The sequence below is a fragment of the Corynebacterium urealyticum DSM 7109 genome, assembly GCF_000069945.1.
Lineage (GTDB): Bacteria > Actinomycetota > Actinomycetes > Mycobacteriales > Mycobacteriaceae > Corynebacterium > Corynebacterium urealyticum.
In genome coordinates, this window is sequence record NC_010545.1 from 156,788 (window position 1) to 181,122 (window position 24,335).

A 24,335-nucleotide genomic window follows, 5' to 3' on the forward strand; every position below is an offset into this window, starting at 1 on the left:
CCGGTTCCAACCTAGCCGACGCCCACGAGGCCACCGCCGCCCAGGGCATAGCCCGCGAAAGCCACCGTGTCGATGAGCCCATGGGCGATGACGAGAGGCCAGACCCGGCCGGTGCGGCGGAAGTACTCGATGAAGATGAGCCCCATCACCGCATTACCCAGGCCCGCGGATAGGCCCTGATAGAGGTGGTAGCTGGCCCGCAGCAGGGCCGAGGCCGCGAAGATGGCGGGCCAGCGCACGTTCAGCTGCCGCAGCCGGGTTGCCAGCCAGGCGACGACGATCAGCTCCTCGGCGACTCCGTTGGCCCAGGCGTTGAGCAGCAGGGAGGGCAGCGTCCACCAGTGCTCGCCCAACCCGGAGGGCACCACGACCTTTGAGGCGCCCAGGTGCACCGCCAGCGCATAGAACGCCAGGCCCGGCAGTCCGATGAGTGCGGCCAGCCCCGCCCCGTGGGGCCAATCTTTGGCGCGGATCCGCAGGCGCAGGGCAGGTCGGGACGTCAGGTGTTCAGCCGGTTGGGGCGGCAGGTGCCTCAGCAGGAGGAAAGCCGCCAGCCCGCCCCATGCCAGGAGCACACCGGAGGTGATCAGCTGAAAAGCCGGATCCAGCCACGCAAGGTGGGACTGGGACTGGTTGAGCAAAGCCTCCTGCTCATTGAGCGGGGTGGGATCCGTGAGGGCCTCGACCAGCCGTAGCGTCGCGCGCAGACCGGAGGCGCCGAAGGTGACCGCCAGCAGGAGGGCGAGCTCGACGCGCAGGGCTCGCCGGTCGCGGGGGAGGAGCTCGGCACTCATGGCTGCCGTTGCTCGCAGGGCTCGTGGCTGTGCTCCGCTGTGCAGTCGCACCCAGCGCTGTGGTTGCCCGCGCCGGGGCGGGGCTCGTAGTTCAGGGAACCCAGGTCACCGGGCTCGGCCAGTGAAAGGCCCTCCACCGGAAGCACCGCCGCGGCGGCCTGCACCTGCTCGCCCAAAGCCAAAAGGTCTGACGCGCTCACACGGTCGCCCACCGCGCCGAGTTGCAGCGCGATCGGCCACCGGCCCGGCACTCGAGACGGGTCAACCAGCGGTACCGTCACCGAGGCCCAACCGCAGAGATTCCACAGTGTGCCCCACGGCGTCCAGGCCGTCTGCGCCCAGAAGTTCAGTCGCGGGCTCAGCCGCGAGAACGCGCCCGGTGCCGGGGGAGCGCACGCCAGCATCGGGGTGGCGACGACATCCAAGCCCGCTGCCGACCAACGGTGAAGCGCTGTCTCCTGCATCCGGTGGATGCTGCGCTCCATTTCCACACGGCGCCAGCGGGGCACACCCGCGCCCTGCCGCTTGAGCCAGCTCGTGAGCTCCGAGAGTGGCTCTGGCAGCTCCGCGCAGCGGGTGGAGAGCACGGTCGCGAAAAGCTCGAAATTCGCCGGGTCATAAGGCTGTGGTGCTTGGCGGACCTCCGCCACGGATTCCCCGTTGGTCAACAGCGCCGTGGCCCCTGCGGTGGCCGCGGCGATCGCCGGATCGACCCGGGAGTGGTGGTGGAAAGGCTGATTCGTATAGCCCACCCGCAGGCCCCACGGTCGGGTATCGGTCAGCCGATAGGCCCTGCGCGTGTTCGCGAAGGAGTCCGCAAGGTAGCCGTGGGCGGAAGGACTGAAGCCACCCACTGAGGTATCGTGCGCCGGCTTGAGTCCCACCAGCCCACAGCAGGCCGCGGGTACTCGGATGGAGCCACCGCCGTCTGTTGCGTGCGCGATCCGCGCCACCCCGTGGCCCACCGCCGCCGCAGCCCCGCCCGAGGAACCGCCAGTCATCATCGACGCGCTGATCGGGTTGACTGGCTGCTCCTGCCCGACGGGTTCGGTATAGGCGCTGGTCCCGTACTCTGCGCTCGCGCTCGCCCCAACCAGTTGCGCGCCCGTCGCGAGCAGCTTCTCCACCGCGGTATCGCTGTGGGTGGCGCGGAAGCCCTGACCCGCGTTGCCCATCGTTACCCACTCGCCCGCGACCTGCTGGGTGTCCTTCACCAGCAGCTCTTCCCCGGCGAGATGGGAGGTACGACGCGCGGGATCGACGTGCGGCCGGTCATAGACCCGCGCCACCCCCAGCTGCGCAGGTGAAAGTCCGGTCTTTCGGCTCACCGCTGCGAGCCGCTGGGCGAAAGTATCGGGGGCGGGGCTGAGCTGTGTCACACCGGCTAGGTTACCCGCCGGCCCTGCCCACTCCCGTGATGCAGCCCACTAGTATCGGGGCCATGAGCAACACTCCCACCATCGCTTTCCTGGGCCCGCGGGGCACGTTCACCGAGCAAGCTGCGCTCGAGTTCCTGCGCGCAGGCCAGGTGCCCGGCGTGCCCGCCAGCTCGGTCGGCACCGACCCCGAGAGCGCCGCCACACTGGAGCCTCGCACCAGCCCGGCCGAGGCGCTCGGTGCGCTACGTGAAGGCCAAGCCGACTACGCCGTCATCGCGTTGGAAAGCTCCGTGGATGGTCCCGTCGCCCAGGCCGAGGACGCGCTGGTCACCGGCGATCGCGTGCAGATCCTCGCTGAACTGTTGGTTCCCATCCGCTTCGCCATCGGGGTGCGCGCCGGGGAAGCTGAACGGCTCCAGGGCTCGGGCGCCGCTGCAGTCGGTGCGGAGGCCCCAGTGTTCAGCACCCACCCCGTCGCCGAGGCACAGGTGCGCGGTTGGGTGGCCGAGAACCTGCCCGAGGTGCAGTTCAGCCCAGCGCCCTCCAACGCCGCTGCGGCCCAGGCCGTCGCCGAGGGGCGCGCCGATATCTGCGCGGCCCCGCTGCGCGCCCTCGAGATCTACGGGCTGGAAGCGATAGCCACGGACGTCGCCGACGTCGCCGAGGCCTTCACACGATTCGCCCTGGTCTCCCGTCCCGTCCCACCTGCCCCGCGCACCGGCCACGACCGCACCGGTGTGGCCTTCACCGCCCAGCACGACCGCCCCGGCAGCCTGATCTACGCGCTGCAGCAGCTCTCCCTGCGCGGGGTGAACCTCACCCGAATCAGCTCCCGGCCCACCCGCGAACTGCTGGGAACCTACGTCTTCCACATCGAGATGATCGGCCATATCGAGGACTCTGCCGTCGCCGCTGCTCTGCAGGGGCTGCAGCGGGAGAGCTCCTGGATCCGCTACCTCGGCTCCTGGCCGCTAGCCACCGCCCCGCGCGGCGTGGACGAGGAACATCTGGTGAAGATCCTGGGCAACGTCACGTCCGAAACCCCGGATGAAGGCCCCTCCGAGCGGTGGCTGGCCGATATGATGAACCCCGCAGAAGACCACCGGGCTTGAGGGAAGGAAGCGAGAACATGACCCGCTTGTTTCTGGTCCGCCACGGCCAGACCACGTCCAACGAGATCCACGCGCTAGATACCGCGCTGCCAGGCGCGAGCCTGACGATGCTCGGCCGGGAGCAGGCCGGCGCCGCGGGCCGCTACCTGCGCAACGCCAGCGACCGCGTGCACGTCCTGTCCTCCCAGGCGGCACGTGCCCAGCAGACCGCCGCGGGCCTGGCCACCGCCTTCGCTGCCGAGGGGGGATCCATCGCTACGGCCGCGCCGGGCAGCAGCTTCGCAGATGGCTTCCAGCGCTTCCGGGGCCGCGAACTTGCCGGGCTGGTCGACACGGCCGCCGTCGAGCTGGCGGGCGAGCACGCAGGCTCCCTGGCTTCCATCTTCGGCGTGGCCGAGATTCCGGCCGGGGACATGGAGATGAAGAATGACGAGGACTCGCACGAGCTTTACCACCGACTGCTGGGGGACTGGCTGCATGGTCGGATCGACAAGATCGTCCCCGGTGGCTCTTCCGGCGCCCAGGTTCTGAGCAGCTACCTGCCGCAGGCGCTCGCCGTGGTCGCGGCGGCACAGGCCGAAGGCGCGGACGCTGTGCTGGTCAGTCACGGCGCTGTGATCCGCCTCGTCGCGACCTGGCTGGGTGCGGTCGACCCGGAGTTCGCTTATCGCGCATACCTGCCGAACGGGCAGGTGGTCTCCATCGCCCTGCCAGAGGACTTCGGCGAGCTGCTGGACCAGGTCGCGGACTTCGCGGGCGAGCAGCTCCGGGATGGGGTGCGTGGCCGTTTCCGCGTCACTGAATGGGGCCCGTTCGGCGTCCCGGAGCTGGCTTAATGCCACCTGCCCCCTCAGCTAATTCCAGCTAGCCCCAGCCGAGCTCGTGGAGCCGGTCGTCGTCGATGCCGAAGTGGTGGCCGAGCTCGTGGATGACGGTGATAGCGACCTGCTCAACGAGCTCCTCACGGGTGTCGACGACGTCCTGCAGCGCCATCCGGTAGATCGTGATCTTATCCGGCAGCGCGCTGGTGTATTCGCTGGTCCGCTCGGTGAGCGCGACCCCCTCGTAAAGCCCCAGGATGCTGGGGGAATCGAGGTTATAGTCCTCGGTGACAATCGCGACGTTATCGACGTTGTCCAGTAGTTCCCGTGGAATTCGACGCAGCCCCTGGTCGACGAGTTCCTCGAACTCCTCTTCGCTGACCTCGATGCTCAATGCTCAATCACTTCCGCTCGTGGCGCCCGCTTAAGGAGTCGGGTTGCCCTCGGAGTTAGCGCCCTCCGGGGCCGGGGAGTCGCCGCGCTTCGGCAGTCGCTTCGGCGGGGTCTTCGGCGGCTTGCCGTTGACCGTGAACTGCTGCCGGGCATCGCCCTTCAGGGTGGCGAAACCGTCGCCCTCCGTCGCGATCAGCGCGCAGTTCGCCTGGCGGGAGCCGGTGGCCCAGGACTCCTCCGGCTGGGTGGTCCAGAACGGGGTCAGGGTGGACTGGTAGAGATTCTCCTCGCCACCCATGTAGTTCTCCGCCTGCTCGGTACAGATCTTGTTCAGAGCGTCGTTTTGGCGCTTGATATCGGGCCATTCATCGCCCTTGAAGATCTTGCCCAGATCAACCTGGTGCGTGACTTGCCAGGTGTGGTCCTCGGTGCACGGCACCACGCGGGTAGAGCGGCCCTGCACTTGTACGCAGGTATCCGGTTCGTAGACGCGCGACTGGTCCTGCTCGGCGGCCAGGCCGGTGGTTTCGACGGACTTACCCTCGGCGTCCTGCACCATCACGCCGCACAGCATGGTGCGGTCGCCCTCTGCCCAGGAGGACGCCGGCGGCAGGATCGGGGAGATGGCGTAGCGCCCATTCGGGTCCAGCTTGCCCTCCAGGTAGCGCATGGTGGGGCCGACGCAGAGCTCCTGGCTGAGCTCGGCCTGGCGCTTGACGTCCGGTAGGTCGCCCTTCGCGCCGAACTCGCTGGAGGGGTAGGCACGCAGGTCCTCGCGGGCGGAGACTTCGAAGCGATGTGGCTTCTTGCAGTCCACGGTGAGGAAGTCGGTGTTTTGTCCGCTCGGGGTGCGGGTCCAGTTGACGCACTGGCCGGTGTCCGCGTTCGTGAACGCGGCGGCGCGAACCTCGGGGGCCTCGGCCTCGTTGGTTGGTTGCGCGATGGTCGGTCCGGCGTTGCTATCGGCGACGTAAGTGTAGGCGCCGGTGGCGACGCCACCGCACAGTGCTGCCAGGGTCATGACTGTCACGCTGCGCATCCGGCGAGTCCAGGTGGCGTGACTAATACTCATGTTTCACTTTCTTCGGCGACGGCGGTGCGGGAGGAAACTTTATCCCACCACTATAGCTAAGCTAGAAGCCATGATTGATCTCAAGCTCCTGCGCGAAAATCCAGACCTCGTTCGTGAATCCCAGCGTACCCGTGGGGAGGACCCAGCACTGGTTGACCAGCTGCTGGAGGCCGACCGCCAGCGCCGCGAGGCGATTTCCGCGGCCGATCAGGCCCGCGCGGAGCAGAAGGCGTTCTCCAAGGCGATGGGCCAGAAGATGGCCGCCGCCTCCGATGAGGAGAAGGCCCAGCTGCGCGAGGAAGGCAAGCAGAAGGCTCAGGCTGTTAAGGATCTGGAGGCCACCCAGAGCGCTGCGGAGCAGGCGCTGCACGATCTGCAGATGCAGATTTCCAACGTCGTTGAGGGCGCGCCCGCTGGTGGCGAGGAGGACTTCGTGGTCCTCGAGCACGTTGGTGAGCCCACCACCTTCGACTTCGAGCCGAAGGATCACCTGGAGCTCGGCGAATCCCTCGGCTTGATCGATATGAAGCGCGGCACGAAGGTCTCCGGTTCCCGCTTCTACTTCCTCACCGGTGACGGTGCGCTGCTGCAGCTCGGCATGATGCAGCTGGCCGCCCGCAAGGCCACCGAGAAGGGCTTCCAGCTGATGATCCCGCCGGTGCTCGTGCGCCCCGAGGTCATGGGCGGCACTGGCTTCCTCGGTGCCCACGCGGATGAGGTCTACCGCCTGGAGGAGGACGACCTGTACCTCGTCGGTACCTCCGAGGTCGCCCTGGCCGGCTACCACTCCGATGAGATCATCGACCTGGACGAGCCGAAGCGCTACGCCGGCTGGTCCTCCTGCTTCCGTCGTGAGGCCGGCTCCTATGGCAAGGACACCCGCGGCATCATCCGCGTGCACCAGTTCGACAAGCTCGAGATGTTCGTTTACTGCCGCCCGGAGCAGGCCACCGAGATCCACCAGGAACTGCTGCAGCTGGAGAAGGACATGCTCGCGGCGATCGACGTCCCGTACCGCGTGATCGACACCGCTGGCGGCGACCTGGGCTCCTCGGCAGCCCGCAAGTTCGACACCGAGGCCTGGGTCCCGACGCAGAACACCTACCGCGAGCTGACCTCCACCTCGAACTGCACGACCTTCCAGGCCCGCCGCCTGCAGACCCGTTACCGGGACGCCGACGGCAAGACGCAGGTCGCCGCAACCCTGAACGGCACCCTGGCGACCACCCGCTGGCTCGTCGCCATCCTGGAGAACCACCAGCAGGCCGATGGCTCCGTCGTCGTCCCGGAGGCACTGCGTCCGTTCGTGGGCAAGGACGTCCTGACCCCGAAGAGCTAGGCCACCAGGCCCTGACCCTGTACTTCAAGGGTCCTGTAGCGACAGGGCCCTGAACCACGGCGCCCACCACTTGAGCCCCACCACTTCAGCCCCGTCCTCGTGCGGCGGGGCTCCTACACAGCAGAGGATCACGACCATGGCTAAGCTCCCGGCATTCCTATCCCGCGTGGGATCCATCTTCTCCATTGATAGGTGGACCGACTCGGCCTTCATTTTGACCAGCAAGGGGGTGGAGACGCCGAAGCACCCGGAATCCCAGGAGCTCGTGTACGGCCGGATCATCATTCGGGCGGCGAAGCTGCTGATGCGCTACCTCCAGCGCGCTGAGGTGGTGGTCATGCACCACGAGCGGATCCCGGCCGAGGGCGGGGCCCTGCTTGCGGTGAACCACACGGGCTACTGGGACTTTGTCTATGGCGGTATCCCCGCGCACTTCCGCGGTGGGCGCCTCGTGCGCTTCATGGCGAAGAAGGAGATCTGGGATAACAAGTTCGCCAAGGCGCCGATGGAGGCATGCCGCCACATTCCGGTGGACCGTGCGGATGGCCAGGCCTCCGTCAATGAGTCCATCGAGCGGCTGAAGGCCGGCGAACTGGTGGGGATCTTCCCAGAGGCGACGATCTCCCGTTCCTTCGAGGTCAAGGAACTGCGCCAGGGGGCGGCGATCATTGCCCGCGACTCCGGCGCTCCGCTGATCCCGATCGCGATCTGGGGTTCCCAGCGAATCTGGACCAAGGGCAGCAAGAATAACCTCCGGCCCAAGGACGCGAAGCTGGTCATCAGCGTCGGCGAGCCCATCGAGGTCACCGAGGATTCCATCGAGACCACGGAGCGCCTCCACGAAGCTATGAAGGCTCAGCTGGACGAGGCTCAGCAGGAGTACGTGCGCCGCTACGGCCCCATGCCGAAGGGCGAGTCCTGGGTCCCGGCCCGTTTCGGCGGCACCGCCCCAACCCTGGAGGAGGCCACCGCCAAGGACCGTGCAGACCAGGCGGAACGCAAGCGCAAGCGCGAACAGCAGGCCCAGCAGGACCGGAAGAATTAATGAACCAGCCGCGGCTGATCGTCAGCGACATCGACGGCACCCTGCTCAATAGCAAGGAGCGCGTCTCCCCACGATTGCGAGACGCCGTCCGCCGGCTCACCGCCAGCGGGACGATCTTCACCCTGGCCTCCGGCCGACCCGCCCGCTGGATGCTGCCGGTGCTCGAGCAGCTGCCGATCCGCCCGCTGTGCATCTGCGCCAACGGTGCAGTGACCTACGATTCCGCCCGCGACGAGATCGTCCGCGCGAAAACCCTCTCGCCCGAGGACATGCGCAGCATCGTCGAGACTTCCCTGGAGCACACCCGGCACCTGCCGACCCACCTGCCGGAATACCTCTTCGGCCGCCAAGCCGGCCCACGGGTCCCGGCCGGCCCCGGCGTGGGCTTCGGCGTGGAGCGCGCGGGTGCCAGCGCCTTCGACCGCGCCGAGGAGCTTTACGTGGTGGAGCCGGACTTCACCCACGCCTGGGAGTCCGAGGAGCACCTCATCTGCCCCGTGGAGGAGGTCATCTCCCAGCCCGCGGTGAAGCTGCTGGGCCGCAACCCGAATGTCACCTCTCGCCAGATCTATGAAGCCCTCGTCGACCACATCGACCCCGCGCTGAGCCACATGTCCTACAGCTGGGGCGGTGGCCTGGTGGAGTTCTCCGCGCCGGGCGTGACCAAGCGCAGCGCCATCGTGGAGCTGATCGCGCACCTCAACGAGCAGGCGGCACCTGGGACGGAACCGATTCGCCGGGAGGACGTCGTCGTCTTCGGGGACATGCCCAATGACCTGGAGATGATCGAGTGGGCCGGGCTCGGGGTCGCGATGGGCAACGCGGAGGACCAGGTCAAGGTGGCTGCGGATGTGGTCACCACCAGCAATGACGACGACGGGGTCGCCGAGGTTCTGCAGCGCTGGCTCTAGGGCTTCGAGCTTTCTTTTCTCGCCGCCATGGCCGTGTGCCCGGTGTTATCACCGCCATTGCCCGGTGCCGCCACGGTCTTGTGTCAGCGCCGTCACCGCCGTGTGTGAGGTGCCGCCACGGCGCGGAAAAACCCGCGCGTGGTTATGGTGGGAGATATGACTGTCTTGGGTGCGCTGAAGAATATTGCCGTGGAGACCGTCGGGAAAACTACCGATGCGTTACGTATCGGCAACGGCCTCGATGCGCGCGAACTGCAACCGGTTGGCTGGTTCGCGCACGGGCAAGCAGTGGAGAAACTGCGAGCCAGCTACGAGGCCATCCCGCCGGGGGAGAACGTGCGCCTGGCGAAGAAGACCTCCAACCTCTTCCGTGGCCGCAACCAGTCGACCACACCGGGCCTCGACGTCTCCGGCCTGGGTGGGGTGATCGCCGTCGACCCGGTGGCAGGAACCGCGGACGTGCAAGGGATGTGCACCTACGAGGATCTCGTGGATACCGTCCTGCCCTATGGCTACAGCCCGACCGTCGTCCCGCAGCTGAAGACGATCACGCTGGGCGGGGCCGTCACTGGCCTGGGCGTGGAGTCCGCGTGCTTCCGCAATGGGCTGCCGCACGAGGCCCTCATCGAGATGGACGTCCTCACCGGCACCGGTGAGGTGGTGACCTGCTCGCCGACGCAGAACGTCGACCTCTTCCGGGGTTTCCCGAACACCTACGGCTCCCTGGGCTACGCGGTGCGCCTGAAGATCGAGCTGGAGAAGGTCAAGGACTACGTGGAGCTGCGCCACGTCCGCTTCCACGACGTCCACGCGCTCACCGAGACGATGGAGCAGATCATCGAGACCGGCGAGTACGACGGCGAGGCGGTGGACTACCTCGACGGCGCCGTATTCAGCCTGGAGGAGTGCTACCTCATGCTCGGCCGACAGACCGACGAACCCGGCCCCACCAGCGATTACACCCGCGACCGCATTTACTACCGCTCGATCCAGCACCCCGAGGGCGTGCTCCGCGACCGGCTGAGCATTCGCGACTACCTGTGGCGCTGGGACGTGGACTGGTTCTGGGCCAGCCGCGCCTTCGGCACCCAGAACCCGACGATCCGCCGCATGTGGCCCCGCGACCTGCTGCGCTCCAGCTTCTACTGGAAGATCATCGGCTGGGACCGCAAATACGACCTCGCCGACCGCATCGAGGCCGCCAACAATCGGCCTGCCCGCGAGCGCGTGGTCCAGGACATCGAGGTCACCCCGGAGCACCTGCCCGAGTTCCTCGAGTGGTTCTTCCATTCCTGCGAGATCGAGCCCGTGTGGCTCTGCCCAATCCGCATTCGGGGCACCGGAGCTGACGGCAACGAGCTGGTCGGTGAGGGCGAGACCCTGGGTGCAGACAAGGAGCACCCGTGGCCGCTCTACCCGCTGACGGTGGGGCAGACCTGGGTCAACGTCGGCTTCTGGTCCTCCGTCCCCGTCGACCTGCTGGGCAAGGACGCCCCCGCCGGCGCATTCAACAAGCTCGTCGAGGAGAAGGTCAGCGCCCTTGGCGGGCACAAGTCCCTCTACTCCGAGGCCTTCTACGACCGGGAGACCTTTGAGCAGCTCTACGGCGGCAGCTTCCCGGCCCAGCTCAAGGAAGTCTACGACCCGCAGGGGCGCTTCCCCGGGCTGTACGAAAAGACCGTGGACTGGGCCTAGCAGGGCGCCTGACATAGCGCTCGGCCAGGGCAAATGCGGGCGCGTTGACGTCAAAAATTAAAGGGACAACAGAAAAACAGCGAAGAAGAAAAGGCAAGAAAACATGAATTCGGGTTTCACTCCAATGACGGTGGCGGAGATCGTGGAGGCGATCACCGCGCCACCGCTGCCTTTCCACGTCACCGGCTTCGACGGCTCCGAGACCGGGCCGGCCGATGCGCGGCTCCGGTTGGATATCACCAGCTCCGATGCGCTGGCATATATCGTCACCGCGCCCGGCGATCTGGGGCTCGCGCGGGCCTATATCACCGGCGCACTGCAGGTGAGCGGCGAGAACCCCGGCCACCCTTATGGCATGTTCGACGCCCTGCAGACCTTCTACTACGAGTCCTTCCGCAAGCCATCGGCTGCCACCGGGGCGCGCATCGCTCGCTCCCTGAAGCACCTGGATGCGATCCGGCCAATGCCGATCCCGCCGCAGGAGGACCAGCCGGGATGGAAGAAGGCCCTGTTCGAGGGGCTCTCCCGGCACTCCCGGGAGCGGGATAAGGAGGTCGTGCAGCGCCACTACGACGTGGGCAATGACCTCTACGAGCTCTTCCTCGGCGACTCCATGACCTATACCTGCGCCTATTACCCCGCTGATGAGTCCGATACCCCGGAGGGCTGGGATAAGAGCCAGTGGGCCAAGGGTACGGCCGTGAAGGAGCCGCTCGACCGGGCGCAGGAGAATAAATACCGCCTGGTCTTCGACAAGCTGCGGCTTGCTGAGGGCGACCGCCTACTGGACGTCGGCTGCGGCTGGGGCGGGATGGTGCGCTACGCCGCCGCCCGTGGCGTGAAGGCCATCGGCGTGACGCTATCCGAGGAGCAGGTCGCGTGGGGCAATGAGAAGATCCGCGAGCAGGGCCTGGAGGAGTTCGCGGAGATCCGGTTGATGGACTACCGCGACGTCCCCGAGACCGGCTTCGACGCCATTTCCGCCATCGGTGTGCTCGAGCACGTGGGGCGCCGCCAGTACGAGGAGTTCTTCCAGCTGATGTACGGCCGGCTGCGCGAGGGCGGGCGGATGCTGAACCACTGCATCACCCGCCCCACCAACGAGCGCATCAACGCCGGAAAGTTCATCGGACGCTATATCTTCCCCGACGGCGAGCTCACCGGCTCCGGGACGATCGTGACCCGCATGCAGGACGTGGGCTTCGATGTCCACCACGAGGAGAACCTGCGCTTCCACTACCAGCGCACCCTGCATGATTGGTGCGAGCTGCTCGCCGAGAACTGGGAGGAGGCCGTCCGGATCGTTGGCGAGGGGACGGCCCGGCTCTTCGGCCTGTACATGGCCGGTTCCGAGTGGGGATTCGAGCACAATATCGTGCAGCTACACCAGGTGCTGGCCGTGAAGTCCTACGCGGATGGTTCCACCGGGCTGCCGGTTCGCCAATGGTGGGAAAGCTAACGGGTTTTGCTCAGCTAGTTTTCCCGGCCCACCCAGTACCCTGGGGCACATGAGCACAAACGGGAAATATGACCTCATTGTTGTTGGCTCCGGCTTCTTCGGCCTGACCGTTGCCGAGCGCGCTGCCTCGCAGAACGACGCGCGCGTCCTGATCGTCGAACGCCGCGACCACCTGGGTGGCAACGCCTACTCGGAGGCCGAGCCCACCACGGGCATCGAAGTCCACAAGTACGGCGCCCACCTCTTCCACACCTCCAACAAGCGGGTGTGGGACTACGTCAACCAGTTCACGGACTTCACCGACTACCAGCACCGCGTCTTCGCGATGCACAAGGGCACCGCCTACCAGTTCCCGATGGGCCTGGGCCTGATCAACCAGTTCTTCGGCAAGTACTACAGCCCGGACGAGGCCCGCCAGCTGATCAAGGACCAGACCGACGGCCTGGACCCGCGGGATGCCAAGAACCTCGAGGAGAAGGGCATCGCGCTGATCGGCCGCCCGCTCTACGAGGCCTTCGTCCGTGACTACACCGCCAAGCAGTGGCAGACCGACCCGAAGGAGCTGCCGGCGTCCAACATTTCCCGCCTGCCGGTGCGCTACACCTTCAACAACCGCTACTTCAACGACACCTACGAGGGCCTGCCGGTCGAGGGCTACGCCAAGTGGCTGGAGAACATGGCGGAGCACGAGAACATTGAGGTGCGCCTCAACACCGACTGGTTCGAGGTCCGTGACGAGCTGCGCGCCGAGTCCCCGGAGGCACCGGTGGTCTACACCGGCCCGCTGGACCGCTACTTCGACTACGCGGAAGGCCACCTGGGCTGGCGCACCCTCGACTTCGAGCAGGAGGTGCTGGACACCGGCGACTTCCAGGGCACCCCGGTGATGAACTACAACGATGCGGACGTCCCGTACACCCGCATCCACGAGTTCCGTCACTTCCACCCCGAGCGCGAGGACAAGTACCCGAAGGACAAGACGGTCATCGTCAAGGAGTACTCCCGCTTCGCGGAGGACAACGACGAGCCGTACTACCCGATCAACACCCCGGAGGACCGCGAGAAGCTGGAGGCTTACCGCAAGCTCGCGGCCGCGGAGTCCGAGAACAACAAGGTGCTCTTCGGCGGGCGCCTGGGCACCTACCAGTACCTGGACATGCACATGGCGATTGGTTCTGCGCTGTCCATGTACGACAACCAGTTGCAGCCCTTCTTCGAGTCGGGCACGCCGATGAGCCAGCCACGCGGGCACTAAGCCCCGGGTTTCGGGGGTCGGGCTGTGGTTCCTCTGGTTGGTTGGCTCTGGGGAACCCGGCTTCATTTAGGGGCAGCCGGATTGGCGCTTTAGGTCGAACGGGCAGGCGAGTCAGAAGGGCGGAACGCCGAGCGTTTCGCGGAGTGTTTGGATAGCTCGAAGATCGTCGCCCTTGTGAGACGCCTCAGCGAGGTTGAAGACTTCAGCCAGCTCAATATTTTCGCCCCGGTTGAGGAATGGTTCTGTTGGCGACCATGAGCGGAGAAGCAAACGATCGATTTCGCCAACTTCGCTCGCAATATTCTCAACTGGGTTCAGTACCAGTAGGGCATGCTCTACTCCCCATTTGTTCACCGTTAGCTCGCCGCTTTTGTCCCTGAATAGACCGGTGGCAACCCCGAGCCGGTATTGTTCGGTCCAGAATTTTAGCGAAACCGACCGAGCGCACGATTCGACGCCTTCCTGTTGGACGATGAAGGTTTCTTGCATCGCCCGTCTGGCCACAGCGACGCCAACTTCCCGTTGGTGTTTTGGATCCATTTTTGGGAGTTCCGCGTCTTGGATGCGTTCGATAAGGCTGTTGCGGTGGAAGGTGGCTCGTTCGAGGATGAGGTCGCGAATGAGAGCTTCAGGCCGGCCGTATGCGAACTTTCCAACTCGAGGTAGCGCCCAATGAACCCAAACAAGGGATGACACGGTAATCAGGCCGGCAGTGTCGTTGAGGATTTCCGGTATAAAGGCTCGTCCATGGCCCGAGCCCTTCGAGTTTCGGTAAGGCCCCAGAGAGCTAACTAGCTTCAGAATCTGTGTCGCCGCTGTTCGCCCCGCGCTATCAACTGAGTTTCCTTCAGTTCGTTGGTCGACTAGTAGATTGTGCGCATTTTTAACAATCTTGTCGAAAGAATCATCGCTGGCTGCGGGCCTTCCATCCAGCTCTAACGTCACACGGCTGATGCTTTCGACCAAGGCTTTGCACTGCCCAACGACCTCACCTAGGTCATTAGCTTCGTGAGCTCGTAGGAGCCGCTGATGTTCAAGGTCGATAGCGTTCCAGTATTCAGAGCCAAGATAGTTTGGTCTTTGCACGGGGACCCGGATATGAGCATTGAAAAGCTCCTTCACTACGCCGCCTCCGACCAGCGGGGCGCGAAGCGCTCCATCTGCTCCAGAACGAGAACCACGGCATCGCTGCGCTTCTCCGCCGGATACTTATGCTTGCGCAGCAGGGTCTTGATCGATCGGCGCAGCTTGGCGCGCACATCATCGCGCACGGTCCAGTCGGTCTTCGCGTCTCGGCGGAGAGTATCGACGAGGTCGCGTGCGATCTGGGCCAGCACGTCGTCTTCCAGGACCCCATTGGTGGAACCGTTATCCGCGATGACGTCGTAGAACGCTAGCTCATCGTTGCTGAGCGCAGGGTTGAAGGATTCCCCGCGCTTGCTTTCCGCGACGATCTCCTTCGATAGCTCGATGAGCTCGGCGATGACCTCGGCGGAGGTGAGCTGCTGGTTGGTGTAGCGGTTCATCAGTTCGCGGATGCGCTCGGAGAATTGCTTCGCCCGGACCTCGTTGTTGCCGGTGGCTACCCGGGATTCTTGGAGGAGGGAGCGCCGCAGCGCGTCGATCAGCAGCGCGGTTTCTGAGCCGGTCTTGTCCTTGACCTTCAGGGCGTCGATGTCTAGGTCCTGCAGGTTGGGCAGGTCGCGACCGATTTCCTCGTAGACGTCGATGACGGTGGACGAGGCACTGGAGTCGACGACGAGCTGGCTGAGCAGCGTGAGGACCTCGTCGCTCAGTGGCTCGCCGTTGGCCCGGCGGTCGGCGGCGTCCATCTTTACGAGCTGGTTGCGCACGTCGGAGTAGAAGCGGACGTCCTCGCGGTACTGGGCAGCGTCAGGACTACCGGAGGCCAGCGCCCACGCCCGGGCAAGCTTGCCGGCAGTTTCGACGAACTGCTTGGCGAGTGGGTAGCGGCCCTCCTCATCGGCGGTCTGTGGGTCGCGGAGCTTGGCCAGGACTTGCAGGCGGGCCTTACGCTGCTCACCATTGGCTTCCAGCGCGCGCCAGTCTTCGCCCACGAGTGTGTTGAGCTTGCCCAGGAAGCCGCGCACGATGCCGAGGGCTTCCTCGATATTTTGGCCGATCACCTTCTCATCTTCGTCGGGGGCGCTCTTGGTGAATTCGGCGATGGCCTCCTGCAGGTTGTCGATGAGCGGGGCGTAGGCAACCAGCAGGCCGCTTTCCTTGTGGCGGAACTTGCGGTTCACGCGGGCCAGCGTCTGCATGAGCAGGGCGCTCTTCAGTGGCCGGTCGAGGTAGAGGGTGTGCAGCGGGGGAGCGTCGAAACCGGTGAGCATCATGCCCTGCACGATCGCGATTTCGAGCTCATCGTCCGCGTCCTTCATGCGGTCCTTGATCGCGTCCATCCGGGCTTGGTTGCGGATGTGTTTCTGCAGGTGCGCGGGGTCGGAAGCTGCACCGGAGTAAATCACCCTGACCTTGCCGGCGAGGTCATCCTCACTGTGCCAGTCGGGGCGCAGTTCGATGATTTTCTCGTACAGGTTAGCTGCGATGTCGCGGGTCTGCACCACGATCATGGCCTTACCTGGCCCGCCGATGAACTGCCGCATGTTTTCACGGCGGTCCACCCAGTGGCGGATGAAGTCCTGGGCAAGGGTGCTGAGGCGCTGGTCGGAGCCGTACACGGTGTTTAGCACGGCGACGGAGCGCTGCGCCTTCTCCCGGTCTTCGCCCTCGAAGTCGGCGAGGATCTCCGCTGCCGCGTCGTCGATGTCCTCGTCGGTGATCCCCTGGATACGCTCCAGTGGGATGAGCCGAGGCTCGAAGTACACGGGTACCACCGCACCGTCGGCCACCGCGCGGTTCATGTCATAAACATCGATCTCCCCACCGAAGACCTCGCGGGTGTTGCGGTCCCACTCGTCGATCGGGGTGCCGGTGAAGGCGATCATCGTGGCGTTGGGCAGGGCGGTGCGGAGGTGGTGCGCGTAGCCTTCGGCGTTCGTGTCGCCGAAACCGTAGTGGGAACGGTGCGCCTCGTCGGAGATCACGATGATGTTGTCGCGCTCCGAAAGTACCGGGTGCTCCAGCTCGCGGTCGTCCTTGGTGCCCTGCAGGCCGAATTTCTGCAGGGTGGCGAAGTAGATCCCGCCGGATTGGCGCTGGCTGAGCTGTTCGCGCAGGTCCTCCCGGCTCGAAATGTGGGTCGGGGGTTCGGGCAGGAGGGTGGAGGCGGCGAAGGTGTCGTGGAGCTGTTTATCCAGCTCGTTGCGGTCGTTCAGGACGACCACGGTGGGGGAGTTCAGCCGCGCGTCGCGCATGATCTTCGCGGTGTACATCTCCATTTCCATGGACTTGCCGGACCCGGTGGTGTGCCACACCACGCCCGCCTTCTTGTCGCTGCGGGCGGCCTGAATGGTCCTGCCCGCGGCCTTGGAGACTGCGAAGTATTGGTGCGGTTTAGCTACGCGCATGCGCAGCCCGCCGTCGAACTCGTCAAATGCGGTGAAGTCGATGAAGATCTGGCCGAAGCGTTCGATGTTGAATAGGCCCCACATGAGCATGTCGAACTCGGTCATCTGCTCGCCGCCCACGACGACGAGTGGGCCCTGTGCGTAGGGTTCGCCATCGTCGTCGACGCGCCAGCTGCTCATGTGCTCCCGCGGGGTGAAGGGGGTGCTGTAGATCGCTTCGAGGCCATCGGAGGCGACGACGATGTTGGCGAAGCGGAAGGCCATCGGGAATTCTTCGACGTAGGTGCGCAGCTGGTTATAGCCGTCTTCCACTGTTGCGGTGGACCCGGATTGTTTCAGTTCCATGATGGCCAGGGGCATGCCGTTGACGTAGAGCACTACATCGAAGCGGCGTTCCTTGTCCAGGTTCCGGATGGTGATCTGGTTCGCCGCGATGTAGGAGTTCTTGTTCGGGTCGCGGGAGAGGAACGTGATGGTGGGGTTTCGGTGCTTGCCTTCGGCGTCGGTGTATTCGATGCCGCGGTAGCCTTCCACGAGGATTTGGTGGAGGCGGTGGTTCTCCGCGATCGCGCTTTGGGATTGCGGGGTGAGTACCTCTGCCATTGCCTGGCGGAGGTACTCGTCCGGCACTCCGGGGTTGAGGTTGCGCAGGGCGTTGAGGAGGCGACCTCGCAGCACGATGTCGCTCCAGTTCTCCCGCTCCCCGCTGCCGGGGGCGAGTTCTTTACCTTCGGTCGGCTTCCAGTCGAGCTCGCCGAGTAGCTCGAGCGCGTCGACTTCGAGCATCGCCTCGCTGTACGCCATGGTTATACCTCGTCCTCCTCACTCGGGGTCGGTGCCCCGGCAGCCGCTGCTTCTTGGCTTGCTTCCCTCACCGTGATCTTCCCACTCATGAGCAAGGGAAGCAGCTCATCGCGGGTTTTAGCGAGGGCGATGTTTTCTGCCTGCTTTGCCTTACTCATATCAAGAAGAGGCTTGGCTTTTTCATTGAATTCAGCGAGATCCTGAGGTTCAGCGCGGTAAAACGGCAGTTTCTTGAAGTTTCCACGCGAGATCTCGAGGAACGTAGCGCCGTTCGACCAGGCTTCGAATTCACGGACTCGATCCTGCAGTTGGCAAAAAAATCCAGGGGGTCAGTTTCTCGCTAGCTCGAATAACGATGAAACCTTGGTTGGTGGTTACCGGGGTAGCAGCAACTGCAACATGTCCAATCGTCGCTCTTGACGTCATGAGAATAGATCCGGGCGGGTGAAGAGTAGAAGACATGGACTCTAGCCCTGCTTCGGTGATCTTACGTTCGGTTTCGCTAAGCCACGGGCCTCGGAGGGCCGTGAGATCTGTTGGAGTGGCCCAGTTGATGTTGCCGCCCCAATACTCGCCAACCTTGGTCGAAGGTGTGGAGCCTCCGAAAACATCGCAGACCCGGCCGAAAGGCTCTGCAGAGTGCTTTTGTACTCTGCGGTACAGCGACATAAGCAATTCTGTACCAGTGTTCTCAGCGGTCTGGTTCGCGGCGATCTTGTCGTCGAGGGAACCGAGAATCGAAGCGATGGCCTGCTGAGTTGTGAGGCTGGGTAGCCAGAGGAACTCGTTATCCAAGAATTGCTCAAACTGGAAGTTGGCGATTCCCGTTGATTGGTTCTGATGTTTCCACGCGCGCCCCGATTTATGCATGAGCTGCAGCCAGTAATAAACAAATTTAGGATCAGCGATTTCTCGGGAGATCTGAACTTTACGGCAAAAACTGGCGGGAATGAGTGGGGAAACAGACTCGTCAACCATTTTTTGAGTCACCAAAACAGTGCGTCCCGTAGGGCGATCTTTTGTTCCGCCAGAAATCTCGAGAACAATATCGCCTGCAGCCAGAGCGCGTGTTTGAACCCTTGATTCCTTTTCCCAGCGCAAAGGTGCATTAGTGAGATTTTGCTCTGCGGCCTCAGGGAAATCAGCTCCGCGTATTACGCGCGTTAGGACTGATCCGTCCACCTCGGTTTCACTGCCCCAGCCGCCTCCAATCGCGAAGCGGACCACTTCTCGCATTGGTACGAAGTTCATTAGCCCAACCTCCCCAGCTGCTCGCGGACCACGGCGTTGAGGCGCGCGGACTCGTCCAGGGCTGCGGTGAGCTCCGCGGTGAGTCGTGCGATCTTCTCGTCGATCGGCTCGCCGTCCTCTTCCTCCTCCGCGAAACCGACATAGCGGCCAGGAGTGAGCGCGTAATCAGCCTCGCGGATCTCGTCCAGCGAGACGGACTTGCAGTAACCAGGGGCGTCCTCGTACTCGCCCTCAGCGGACGAGCGGCCACGCCAGGTGCGGAAGGTATTCGCGATTTTCTGGATGTCCTCGTCCGAGAAGGTGCGCTCCGTGCGGTCAACCATGTGGCCGAGTTCGCGGGCATCGATCAGCAGGAACTCCCCGCGACGATCCACGAAGCCCTTGGAACCAGCGCCCTTATCCTTGGCGAAGAACCAGACGCACACCGGGATCTGCGTGCCCCGGAACAGCTGAGCAGGCAGCGTAACCACGCAGGAGACGATGTCGTCCTCAAGCATGTTCTTGCGGATCTCACCCTCACCGGAGGTATTTGAGGTCATGGTGCCATTAGCCATCACCACACCAGCCTCGCCCTGAGCGCTGAGCTTGGAGATGATGTGCTGCATCCACCCGAAGTTCGCGTTCTTCGCCGGCGGCACACCGTAGCTCCACCGCTTGTCATCGGTGTTGCGCACCCAGTCCTTGATATTGAACGGTGGGTTGGCCAGCACGTAATCCATCTCCACACCGGGGTGGATGTCCCGGGCGAAAGTATCGCCCCAGCGCTCGCCCAGGCCCTTCGAATTCAACGCGTGAATAGCGAGGTTCATCCGCGCCAAGCGCCACGTGCGCTCGTTGAGCTCCTGGCCATAGATAGCAATCGCAGACGGGTCCTTATCGTGGGCGTCCAGGAACTTCTCCGCCTGGACGAACATGCCACCAGAACCACAGCACGGGTCGTAAACACGGCCCTCGGTCGGCTCGAGAATCTCCACCAGCGTGCGCACCACCGAGCGCGGGGTGTAGAACTCGCCGCCGCGCTTACCCTCCGCCGAAGCGAAGCGCGCGAGGAAGTATTCGTACACCTCACCCAGCAGGTCACGTGCCCGCTCCGGGCCTTCCGCGGTGAAGCGAGTGGTGCTGAACAAGTCCACCAGCTCGCCCAGGCGGCGCTGGTCCACGCTATCGCTGTTGTAATTGTGCGGCAGCGTGCCTTCCAGGGAGAGGTTATCGGTCATCAGGGCCTCCGCGGCCTCGTCAATGAGCTTGCCGATGGACTTGAACTCACCGCCGGCGTCATCTGTCTTGCCCTTGGAGTGGCGCTGCAGGTAGTCCCAGCGGGCCTCCTTAGCGACCCAGAAAACGTTCTTCTCCAGGTAGGCGTCGCGGTCCTCCAGCTCCTCCGCGATCTCTTCCGCGGTGGCGCCTTCCTCCTCCAGCTCCGCCAGGAGTTCGAGACGGCGAGCGTCGAAAGCATCGGTCACATACTTGAGGAACACCAGTCCGAGGACGATGTCCTTGTACTGAGAGGCATCCATGGAACCGCGCAGTTTATCGGCGGCCTTCCATAGAGTGTCCTCGAATTCCTTGATTGGGGTGGGAGTCATATCTGGGAGCCTACTTTCCTGCGAAGATGAGGCTTAACAGGGATCCATCAGCGTGTTCGATTCTGCAGGAGAGTTGACGGGTATCGTGTTGATCGCCGTCGCTGGCGCTCTCATCACCTGGTGTGGTGCCCAGGAGTCGAGAACGCTTGCCACAGTCCGACCAAGTATCGCAGCCGCGCCGGGGGGTGGATCGTGCTGCTAAACCAGCGCCTCGGCCATCGCATACAGCGTCTGCCGTGCATGCTCGAAGGCCTCCGGGCTGTCGACCATCTCCGCCGCCCGCCCGATCGCCGCATTCAGCAGAGCAATGTCCACCGGGGCCACGCCCGGGCAGAAGTCCGCGACGATGGTCTGGAAACCGGCGTGCGAGCGCTGCACCTCTTCATCGGCGAAGGCCGCCGGGAAGCTCTGCGCCGCGGCCACCAGCGGGCCGTGGGCGCCGTGGGCGAAGAGATCCAGTGTGGCGTCCACATAAGCGCGAATCCGCTGGTGAGCCTCTGGGGGAGCGTCCGCGATCTTGGCCTCCAGCTCCGCGTTCCACTCCTGGGTGGACTGGATCAACAGCTGCACCAGAAGATCGTGCTGGGAGGAGACGTAGCGGTACACGCTAGGGCGGGCGAGCCCGACCTCAGCGGCGACCTCCGCGAGGGTGGGGACCTTGCCGCGGTGCTCCACGATCAGCCTTTCGGCGGCTTCCAGCACCGCGCGGTGCTGGACCGCGCGGTGCTCGGCGACCGTCTCCTCCGTAATCTTGGGCATACTCCCGAGTCTACGTCGGACCTAGTCGGCCACACTCAGGCGACCGTCCACCATCTCGTAGACCTTGTCGCAGTGGTCGAGGACCTCGTAGTCGTGGGTGACCATCACGCCGGCCACGTTGAACTCGTGGCACTCGCGGGCGAGCAGCTCCACGATCTCCTGGGAGCGGCTGCGGTCCAGGGCTGCGGTCGGCTCGTCGACCAGCAGTACCTGCGGGTTTCCGACCAGTGCCCGGGCGATGCCCACCCGCTGGCGTTCGCCGCCGGAGAGGCTGCCCGGGCGGTGCTGGGCGCGCCGGGTCATCCCGACCTTCTCCAGCAGTTCAGCATTGGAGTAGCGGCCTCGCTTGCCGATCACGCGCGCGGCCACCTCCAGCTGCTCCTCCGCAGTCAGGGCAGAAGGCAAGCTGCCGGAGGACTGGAAGACGAAACCGATATTCTCGCGGCGCACCTTCGCCAGGCCCGCATCGTCGAGGCCGGTGATGTCCTGGCCCGCGACCTCCACCCGCCCAGAATCCGGGCTGGTCAGCGCGCCCGCCACGGCGAGCAGCGTGGACTTACCCGACCCCGAAGGCCCAACGATGGCCACGAACTCGCCCGGCGCCACGGCGAGGTTCACGTGGTCGAGTGCGGTGACCTGGGAATCGCCGTCGCTGTACTGGATGGTGACATCGCTGAGGTTCAGTGCGTGGCTCATCGGTTCTCTCCTAGGGCTGCGAGCGGGTTGGTGCGGGTGACGCGGTAGACGGCAACGACCGCGCCGATCAGGCCCGCGAAAAACAGGATGAGGCTGCCGCCGATGACGGACCCGAACTCGGTGGCATAAGGCATGGCGGTGCGCTCCAGCAGGCTGCCCAGCCCGACGGCGATGAGCGCGCCGGCAACGATTGCCAGTGCGAGGATGCTCACGGCCTGGCCCAGGCTGTCGCGCAGCAGGAAGCCCTTGGTGGCGCCCATGGCGCGCAGCGTGGCGATACTGCCCGCCCGCTGGATCGTCCAGACCAGGAAGAACGCTCCGGTGACCAGGGCCGCGATAACGAAGAGGAACCACTTGATCATCGTCAGCGTCATCATCTCTGCCGTGTAGCCGGGGGAGGAGTCGAAGCTTTCCTTCAAGGTATGGACGTCCAGCCCGGCGGCCTGCGACAGCGCGTCGGTGTCTGCCTTGTCCGCGGTCTTAGCGACGACGACGGAGGCCTCCTCGTAGGCTTCCGGCTTCACTGCCTCGCCGTGTCGAGCGCCCGCGTGGATCTCTTGCCACACGTCCAGCGGCAGGTAGGCGACGTCGACGTGGCCGAAGGTGCGCTGCCCGTCGGCGAAGCCGGTGACCTTGAGCGGGGTGTCCAGTCGGTCGATGGTGATCGTGTCCCCGACCTCGATGCCCTCCTCCGCCAGGGTGGCGGAGAGGATGACCTCGTGCGGGGTGCTGGTCTGGTCACCGCGGTCGGTGGCCGGGCTCATGGCGGGCAGGCCGGGTGGGGCGATGAAGGAGTCGGGCTGCACGCCGAGGAGGGTCAGGTCCACGGCGGTGCCGTCCTGGTTGTGGGCGTTGGCGATGGTCAGCCCGAGTGGGGCGGTGTCGGTGACGCCGTCGATCTCGGCCATCTTTTCGGCGTCGTCGACGTCGACGATGGAGCGGGTGAACGCGGAGTCCGTTTGGGTGCCGCGTTCGAAGGCGATGACGTCCGCGTCCAAGGCCTTGAGGCCGGAGACGCCGTCGTTGACGAGGCCGGCGGTGAGGCCGGAGATGATGACGACGAGCAGGGACATCAGCCCGAGGACGACGCCCATCAGTAGGAATCGGGTCCGCGCGAACAGCATTTCGCGCCAGGCTAGGAACATGGGAAAACCTTCTGCGTATTTGGGAACTAGTGCGCGGCGGTAAACCGCGAAGAAATTAAGCGGAAAAGCCGCTGGAAGCTAACTTAGCAACACCGTGTTGCCAACATGAAAACAAGGCGTTGCCAAGATGGGGAAAGGGGCAGGTCAGTGGCGATTTTGAAGGGACGGGGGCGTCGGCGAGGATGGTGCCAAAGTGACGGCAGTGACCCGCCGTGCCGTTGCTGTGTCTCAGCTAGGAGTTGGCTGGCAATTGGATCTGCGCGCCAGATGTACGACAATGAAAAACCGCGAAGCGGCACGAAGCTGCGAGAAGTGCAGAACAATAGAGTTTCCAACGCAAAACCAAGGGATGGGTAGATGCTGAAGAAGAAGAAGATGTCGAAAATGCTCGCGGGGCTCGCCGCAGTCGTGATGGCCGGCAGCGCAGTCACCGCAACGGCCCCAGCCGCCGACGCCGCGCCGCGCAACGTCGTCCTCTTCGGCGACTCCATGTGGTCCAACGGCACCGGCACCTTCCCATCCCAGATGGCGGAGTTCTGGCAGGGGCCGGGTAAGGTCACCGGCAACGCCCCGGCGGAGGGGCGCTGCAAGCGCGGCCAGGTCCGCGTCGCCGCGAGCCTGCAGCGCCAGACCGGCGTGAAGGTCGAGGACTACGCCTGCAACGGCGCGGTCGCCTACGCCCCATCCAACGGGGATAACAACCTCAAGCGCCAGGTGGACCAGGCCATCGGTCAGGGCAAGCTCAACGGCTCCACCCGCGCGGTCTTCATGAACATCGGCATCCTGGACAACATCAAGGCCCCGGGCCCCATCAACATCCAGACCCGCAATTTCGTCGATGGTGTGCGCCCGCAGGTCCAGCGCATCAAGCGCGCCGCCCCGAATGCCAAGATCGCCTTCGTGGGCTACCCGCACATCGTCGATAAGTACGGCACCGGCTGCTGGATCCAGACCCACGCCCTGCAGCGTGTTGCGCTGACCATCCCGCCGGTACGCATGGCCCAGGACGCCGCCCAGCACTGGCAGCGCGAAGCTGCGAAGGCCGCCGGCGTGGGCTGGATCGACATGGAGGGTCCGACCCGCGCCAACGGCACCTGCGCGCCAGCGAATCAGCGCTACGTCTCCGGCCTGGTCGACAACACCTCCACGCCCTACAACATGACCACCCACCTCACGCAGGTTGGTAACGAGGGCGTGGCACGCATCCTGTCCCGCCACATCTAAGGCGCAGCGGATAGCCCACCGGCGCTCACCGACAAGGGGCGCCCCGAAGCAGCTCACCCACCGCGCACGTCCGCGCACATACGCCACGGCCCGCACCGGAT

Annotated in this window: 21 protein-coding genes; 9 read left to right on the forward strand and 12 right to left on the reverse strand. The window is 64.8% G+C overall.

Annotated features, from left to right (window positions below; translation table 11 throughout):
• Positions 1-11: 11 nt before the first annotated feature.
• Positions 12-794 carry a CPBP family intramembrane glutamic endopeptidase gene (locus CU_RS00685; RefSeq protein WP_012359398.1) on the reverse strand — a complete coding sequence of 261 codons (783 nt, stop codon included), beginning with the start codon at positions 792-794 and terminating at the stop codon, positions 12-14.
• A complete protein-coding gene (locus CU_RS00690) occupies positions 791-2,173 on the reverse strand; it encodes an amidase family protein (RefSeq protein WP_012359400.1) in 1,383 nt (460 codons plus the stop codon). The genes CU_RS00685 and CU_RS00690 overlap by 4 nt, the downstream gene beginning before the upstream one ends.
• A gap of 62 nt (positions 2,174-2,235) precedes the next feature.
• On the opposite strand from CU_RS00690, the gene pheA reads away from it, so the two are divergent.
• Positions 2,236-3,285, forward strand: a complete 1,050-nt coding sequence (pheA, locus tag CU_RS00695) for a prephenate dehydratase (protein ID WP_231837701.1) — start codon at positions 2,236-2,238, stop codon at positions 3,283-3,285.
• 17 nt (positions 3,286-3,302) lie between these two features.
• Positions 3,303-4,121, forward strand: coding sequence for a histidine phosphatase family protein (locus tag CU_RS00700; RefSeq protein ID WP_012359401.1), 819 nt, complete (start codon positions 3,303-3,305; stop codon positions 4,119-4,121).
• Between the two features lie 28 nt (positions 4,122-4,149).
• On the opposite strand, the gene CU_RS00705 is transcribed toward CU_RS00700, so the two are convergent.
• Together CU_RS00705 and CU_RS00710 are read right to left on the reverse strand one after the other, a co-directional pair.
• Positions 4,150-4,500: a metallopeptidase family protein gene (locus tag CU_RS00705; RefSeq protein ID WP_012359402.1), complete on the reverse strand. Its 351-nt coding sequence runs from the start codon at positions 4,498-4,500 to the stop codon at positions 4,150-4,152.
• Positions 4,501-4,530: 30 nt separating this feature from the next.
• Positions 4,531-5,571 carry a septum formation family protein gene (locus tag CU_RS00710; RefSeq protein WP_041628438.1) on the reverse strand — a complete coding sequence of 347 codons (1,041 nt, stop codon included), beginning with the start codon at positions 5,569-5,571 and terminating at the stop codon, positions 4,531-4,533.
• A 70-nt stretch (positions 5,572-5,641) separates the two neighbouring features.
• Between CU_RS00710 and serS the strand changes: the two genes are divergently transcribed.
• The 6 genes from serS (at position 5,642) to glf (ending at position 13,275) form a co-directional block, all read left to right on the forward strand.
• Positions 5,642-6,910 carry a serine--tRNA ligase gene (gene serS, locus CU_RS00715; protein WP_041628439.1) on the forward strand — a complete coding sequence of 423 codons (1,269 nt, stop codon included), beginning with the start codon at positions 5,642-5,644 and terminating at the stop codon, positions 6,908-6,910.
• A gap of 136 nt (positions 6,911-7,046) precedes the next feature.
• The gene (locus CU_RS00720) at positions 7,047-7,955 is read left to right on the forward strand and encodes a lysophospholipid acyltransferase family protein (RefSeq protein WP_012359405.1); all 909 of its coding nucleotides are present in this window, start codon (positions 7,047-7,049) and stop codon (positions 7,953-7,955) included.
• A complete protein-coding gene (locus tag CU_RS00725; protein ID WP_012359406.1) occupies positions 7,955-8,866 on the forward strand; it encodes an HAD family hydrolase in 912 nt (303 codons plus the stop codon). The genes CU_RS00720 and CU_RS00725 overlap by 1 nt, the downstream gene beginning before the upstream one ends.
• 156 nt (positions 8,867-9,022) lie before the next feature.
• Positions 9,023-10,561 carry an FAD-binding oxidoreductase gene (locus CU_RS00730; protein ID WP_407919453.1) on the forward strand — a complete coding sequence of 513 codons (1,539 nt, stop codon included), beginning with the start codon at positions 9,023-9,025 and terminating at the stop codon, positions 10,559-10,561.
• Between the two features lie 124 nt (positions 10,562-10,685).
• Positions 10,686-12,020, forward strand: coding sequence for an SAM-dependent methyltransferase (locus tag CU_RS00735; RefSeq protein WP_012359408.1), 1,335 nt, complete (start codon positions 10,686-10,688; stop codon positions 12,018-12,020).
• A gap of 49 nt (positions 12,021-12,069) precedes the next feature.
• The gene (gene glf, locus CU_RS00740) at positions 12,070-13,275 is read left to right on the forward strand and encodes a UDP-galactopyranose mutase (RefSeq protein ID WP_012359409.1); all 1,206 of its coding nucleotides are present in this window, start codon (positions 12,070-12,072) and stop codon (positions 13,273-13,275) included.
• Positions 13,276-13,386: 111 nt separating this feature from the next.
• Here the strand turns inward: glf and CU_RS00745 are convergent, their stop codons facing one another.
• The 8 genes from CU_RS00745 to CU_RS00775 all read right to left on the reverse strand — a co-directional run bounded on the left by CU_RS00745 (position 13,387) and on the right by CU_RS00775 (position 23,010).
• Positions 13,387-14,397 (reverse strand): abortive infection family protein, encoded by a 1,011-nt coding sequence (locus CU_RS00745; RefSeq protein ID WP_012359410.1) that lies wholly within the window; start codon positions 14,395-14,397, stop codon positions 13,387-13,389.
• The gene (locus tag CU_RS00750; RefSeq protein WP_012359411.1) at positions 14,397-17,573 is read right to left on the reverse strand and encodes a type I restriction endonuclease subunit R; all 3,177 of its coding nucleotides are present in this window, start codon (positions 17,571-17,573) and stop codon (positions 14,397-14,399) included. Before CU_RS00750 ends, CU_RS00745 begins: the two co-directional genes overlap by 1 nt.
• Before the next feature lie 2 nt (positions 17,574-17,575).
• Positions 17,576-17,731 (reverse strand): hypothetical protein, encoded by a 156-nt coding sequence (locus tag CU_RS10580; protein WP_158307919.1) that lies wholly within the window; start codon positions 17,729-17,731, stop codon positions 17,576-17,578.
• A gap of 130 nt (positions 17,732-17,861) precedes the next feature.
• Positions 17,862-18,824, reverse strand: coding sequence for a restriction endonuclease subunit S (locus CU_RS10135; protein WP_012359412.1), 963 nt, complete (start codon positions 18,822-18,824; stop codon positions 17,862-17,864).
• Positions 18,824-20,410: a class I SAM-dependent DNA methyltransferase gene (locus CU_RS00760; protein ID WP_012359413.1), complete on the reverse strand. Its 1,587-nt coding sequence runs from the start codon at positions 20,408-20,410 to the stop codon at positions 18,824-18,826. Before CU_RS00760 ends, CU_RS10135 begins: the two co-directional genes overlap by 1 nt.
• Positions 20,411-20,608: 198 nt before the next feature.
• Complete coding sequence (locus tag CU_RS00765; protein ID WP_012359414.1) at positions 20,609-21,169, reverse strand: TetR/AcrR family transcriptional regulator; 561 nt, start codon at positions 21,167-21,169, stop codon at positions 20,609-20,611.
• A gap of 21 nt (positions 21,170-21,190) precedes the next feature.
• A complete protein-coding gene (locus CU_RS00770) occupies positions 21,191-21,865 on the reverse strand; it encodes an ABC transporter ATP-binding protein (protein ID WP_012359415.1) in 675 nt (224 codons plus the stop codon).
• Complete coding sequence (locus CU_RS00775; protein WP_012359416.1) at positions 21,862-23,010, reverse strand: ABC transporter permease; 1,149 nt, start codon at positions 23,008-23,010, stop codon at positions 21,862-21,864. The genes CU_RS00770 and CU_RS00775 overlap by 4 nt, the downstream gene beginning before the upstream one ends.
• Before the next feature lie 357 nt (positions 23,011-23,367).
• On the opposite strand from CU_RS00775, the gene CU_RS00780 reads away from it, so the two are divergent.
• A complete protein-coding gene (locus CU_RS00780; protein ID WP_012359417.1) occupies positions 23,368-24,234 on the forward strand; it encodes a GDSL-type esterase/lipase family protein in 867 nt (288 codons plus the stop codon).
• The last annotated feature ends 101 nt before the right edge of the window (positions 24,235-24,335 follow it).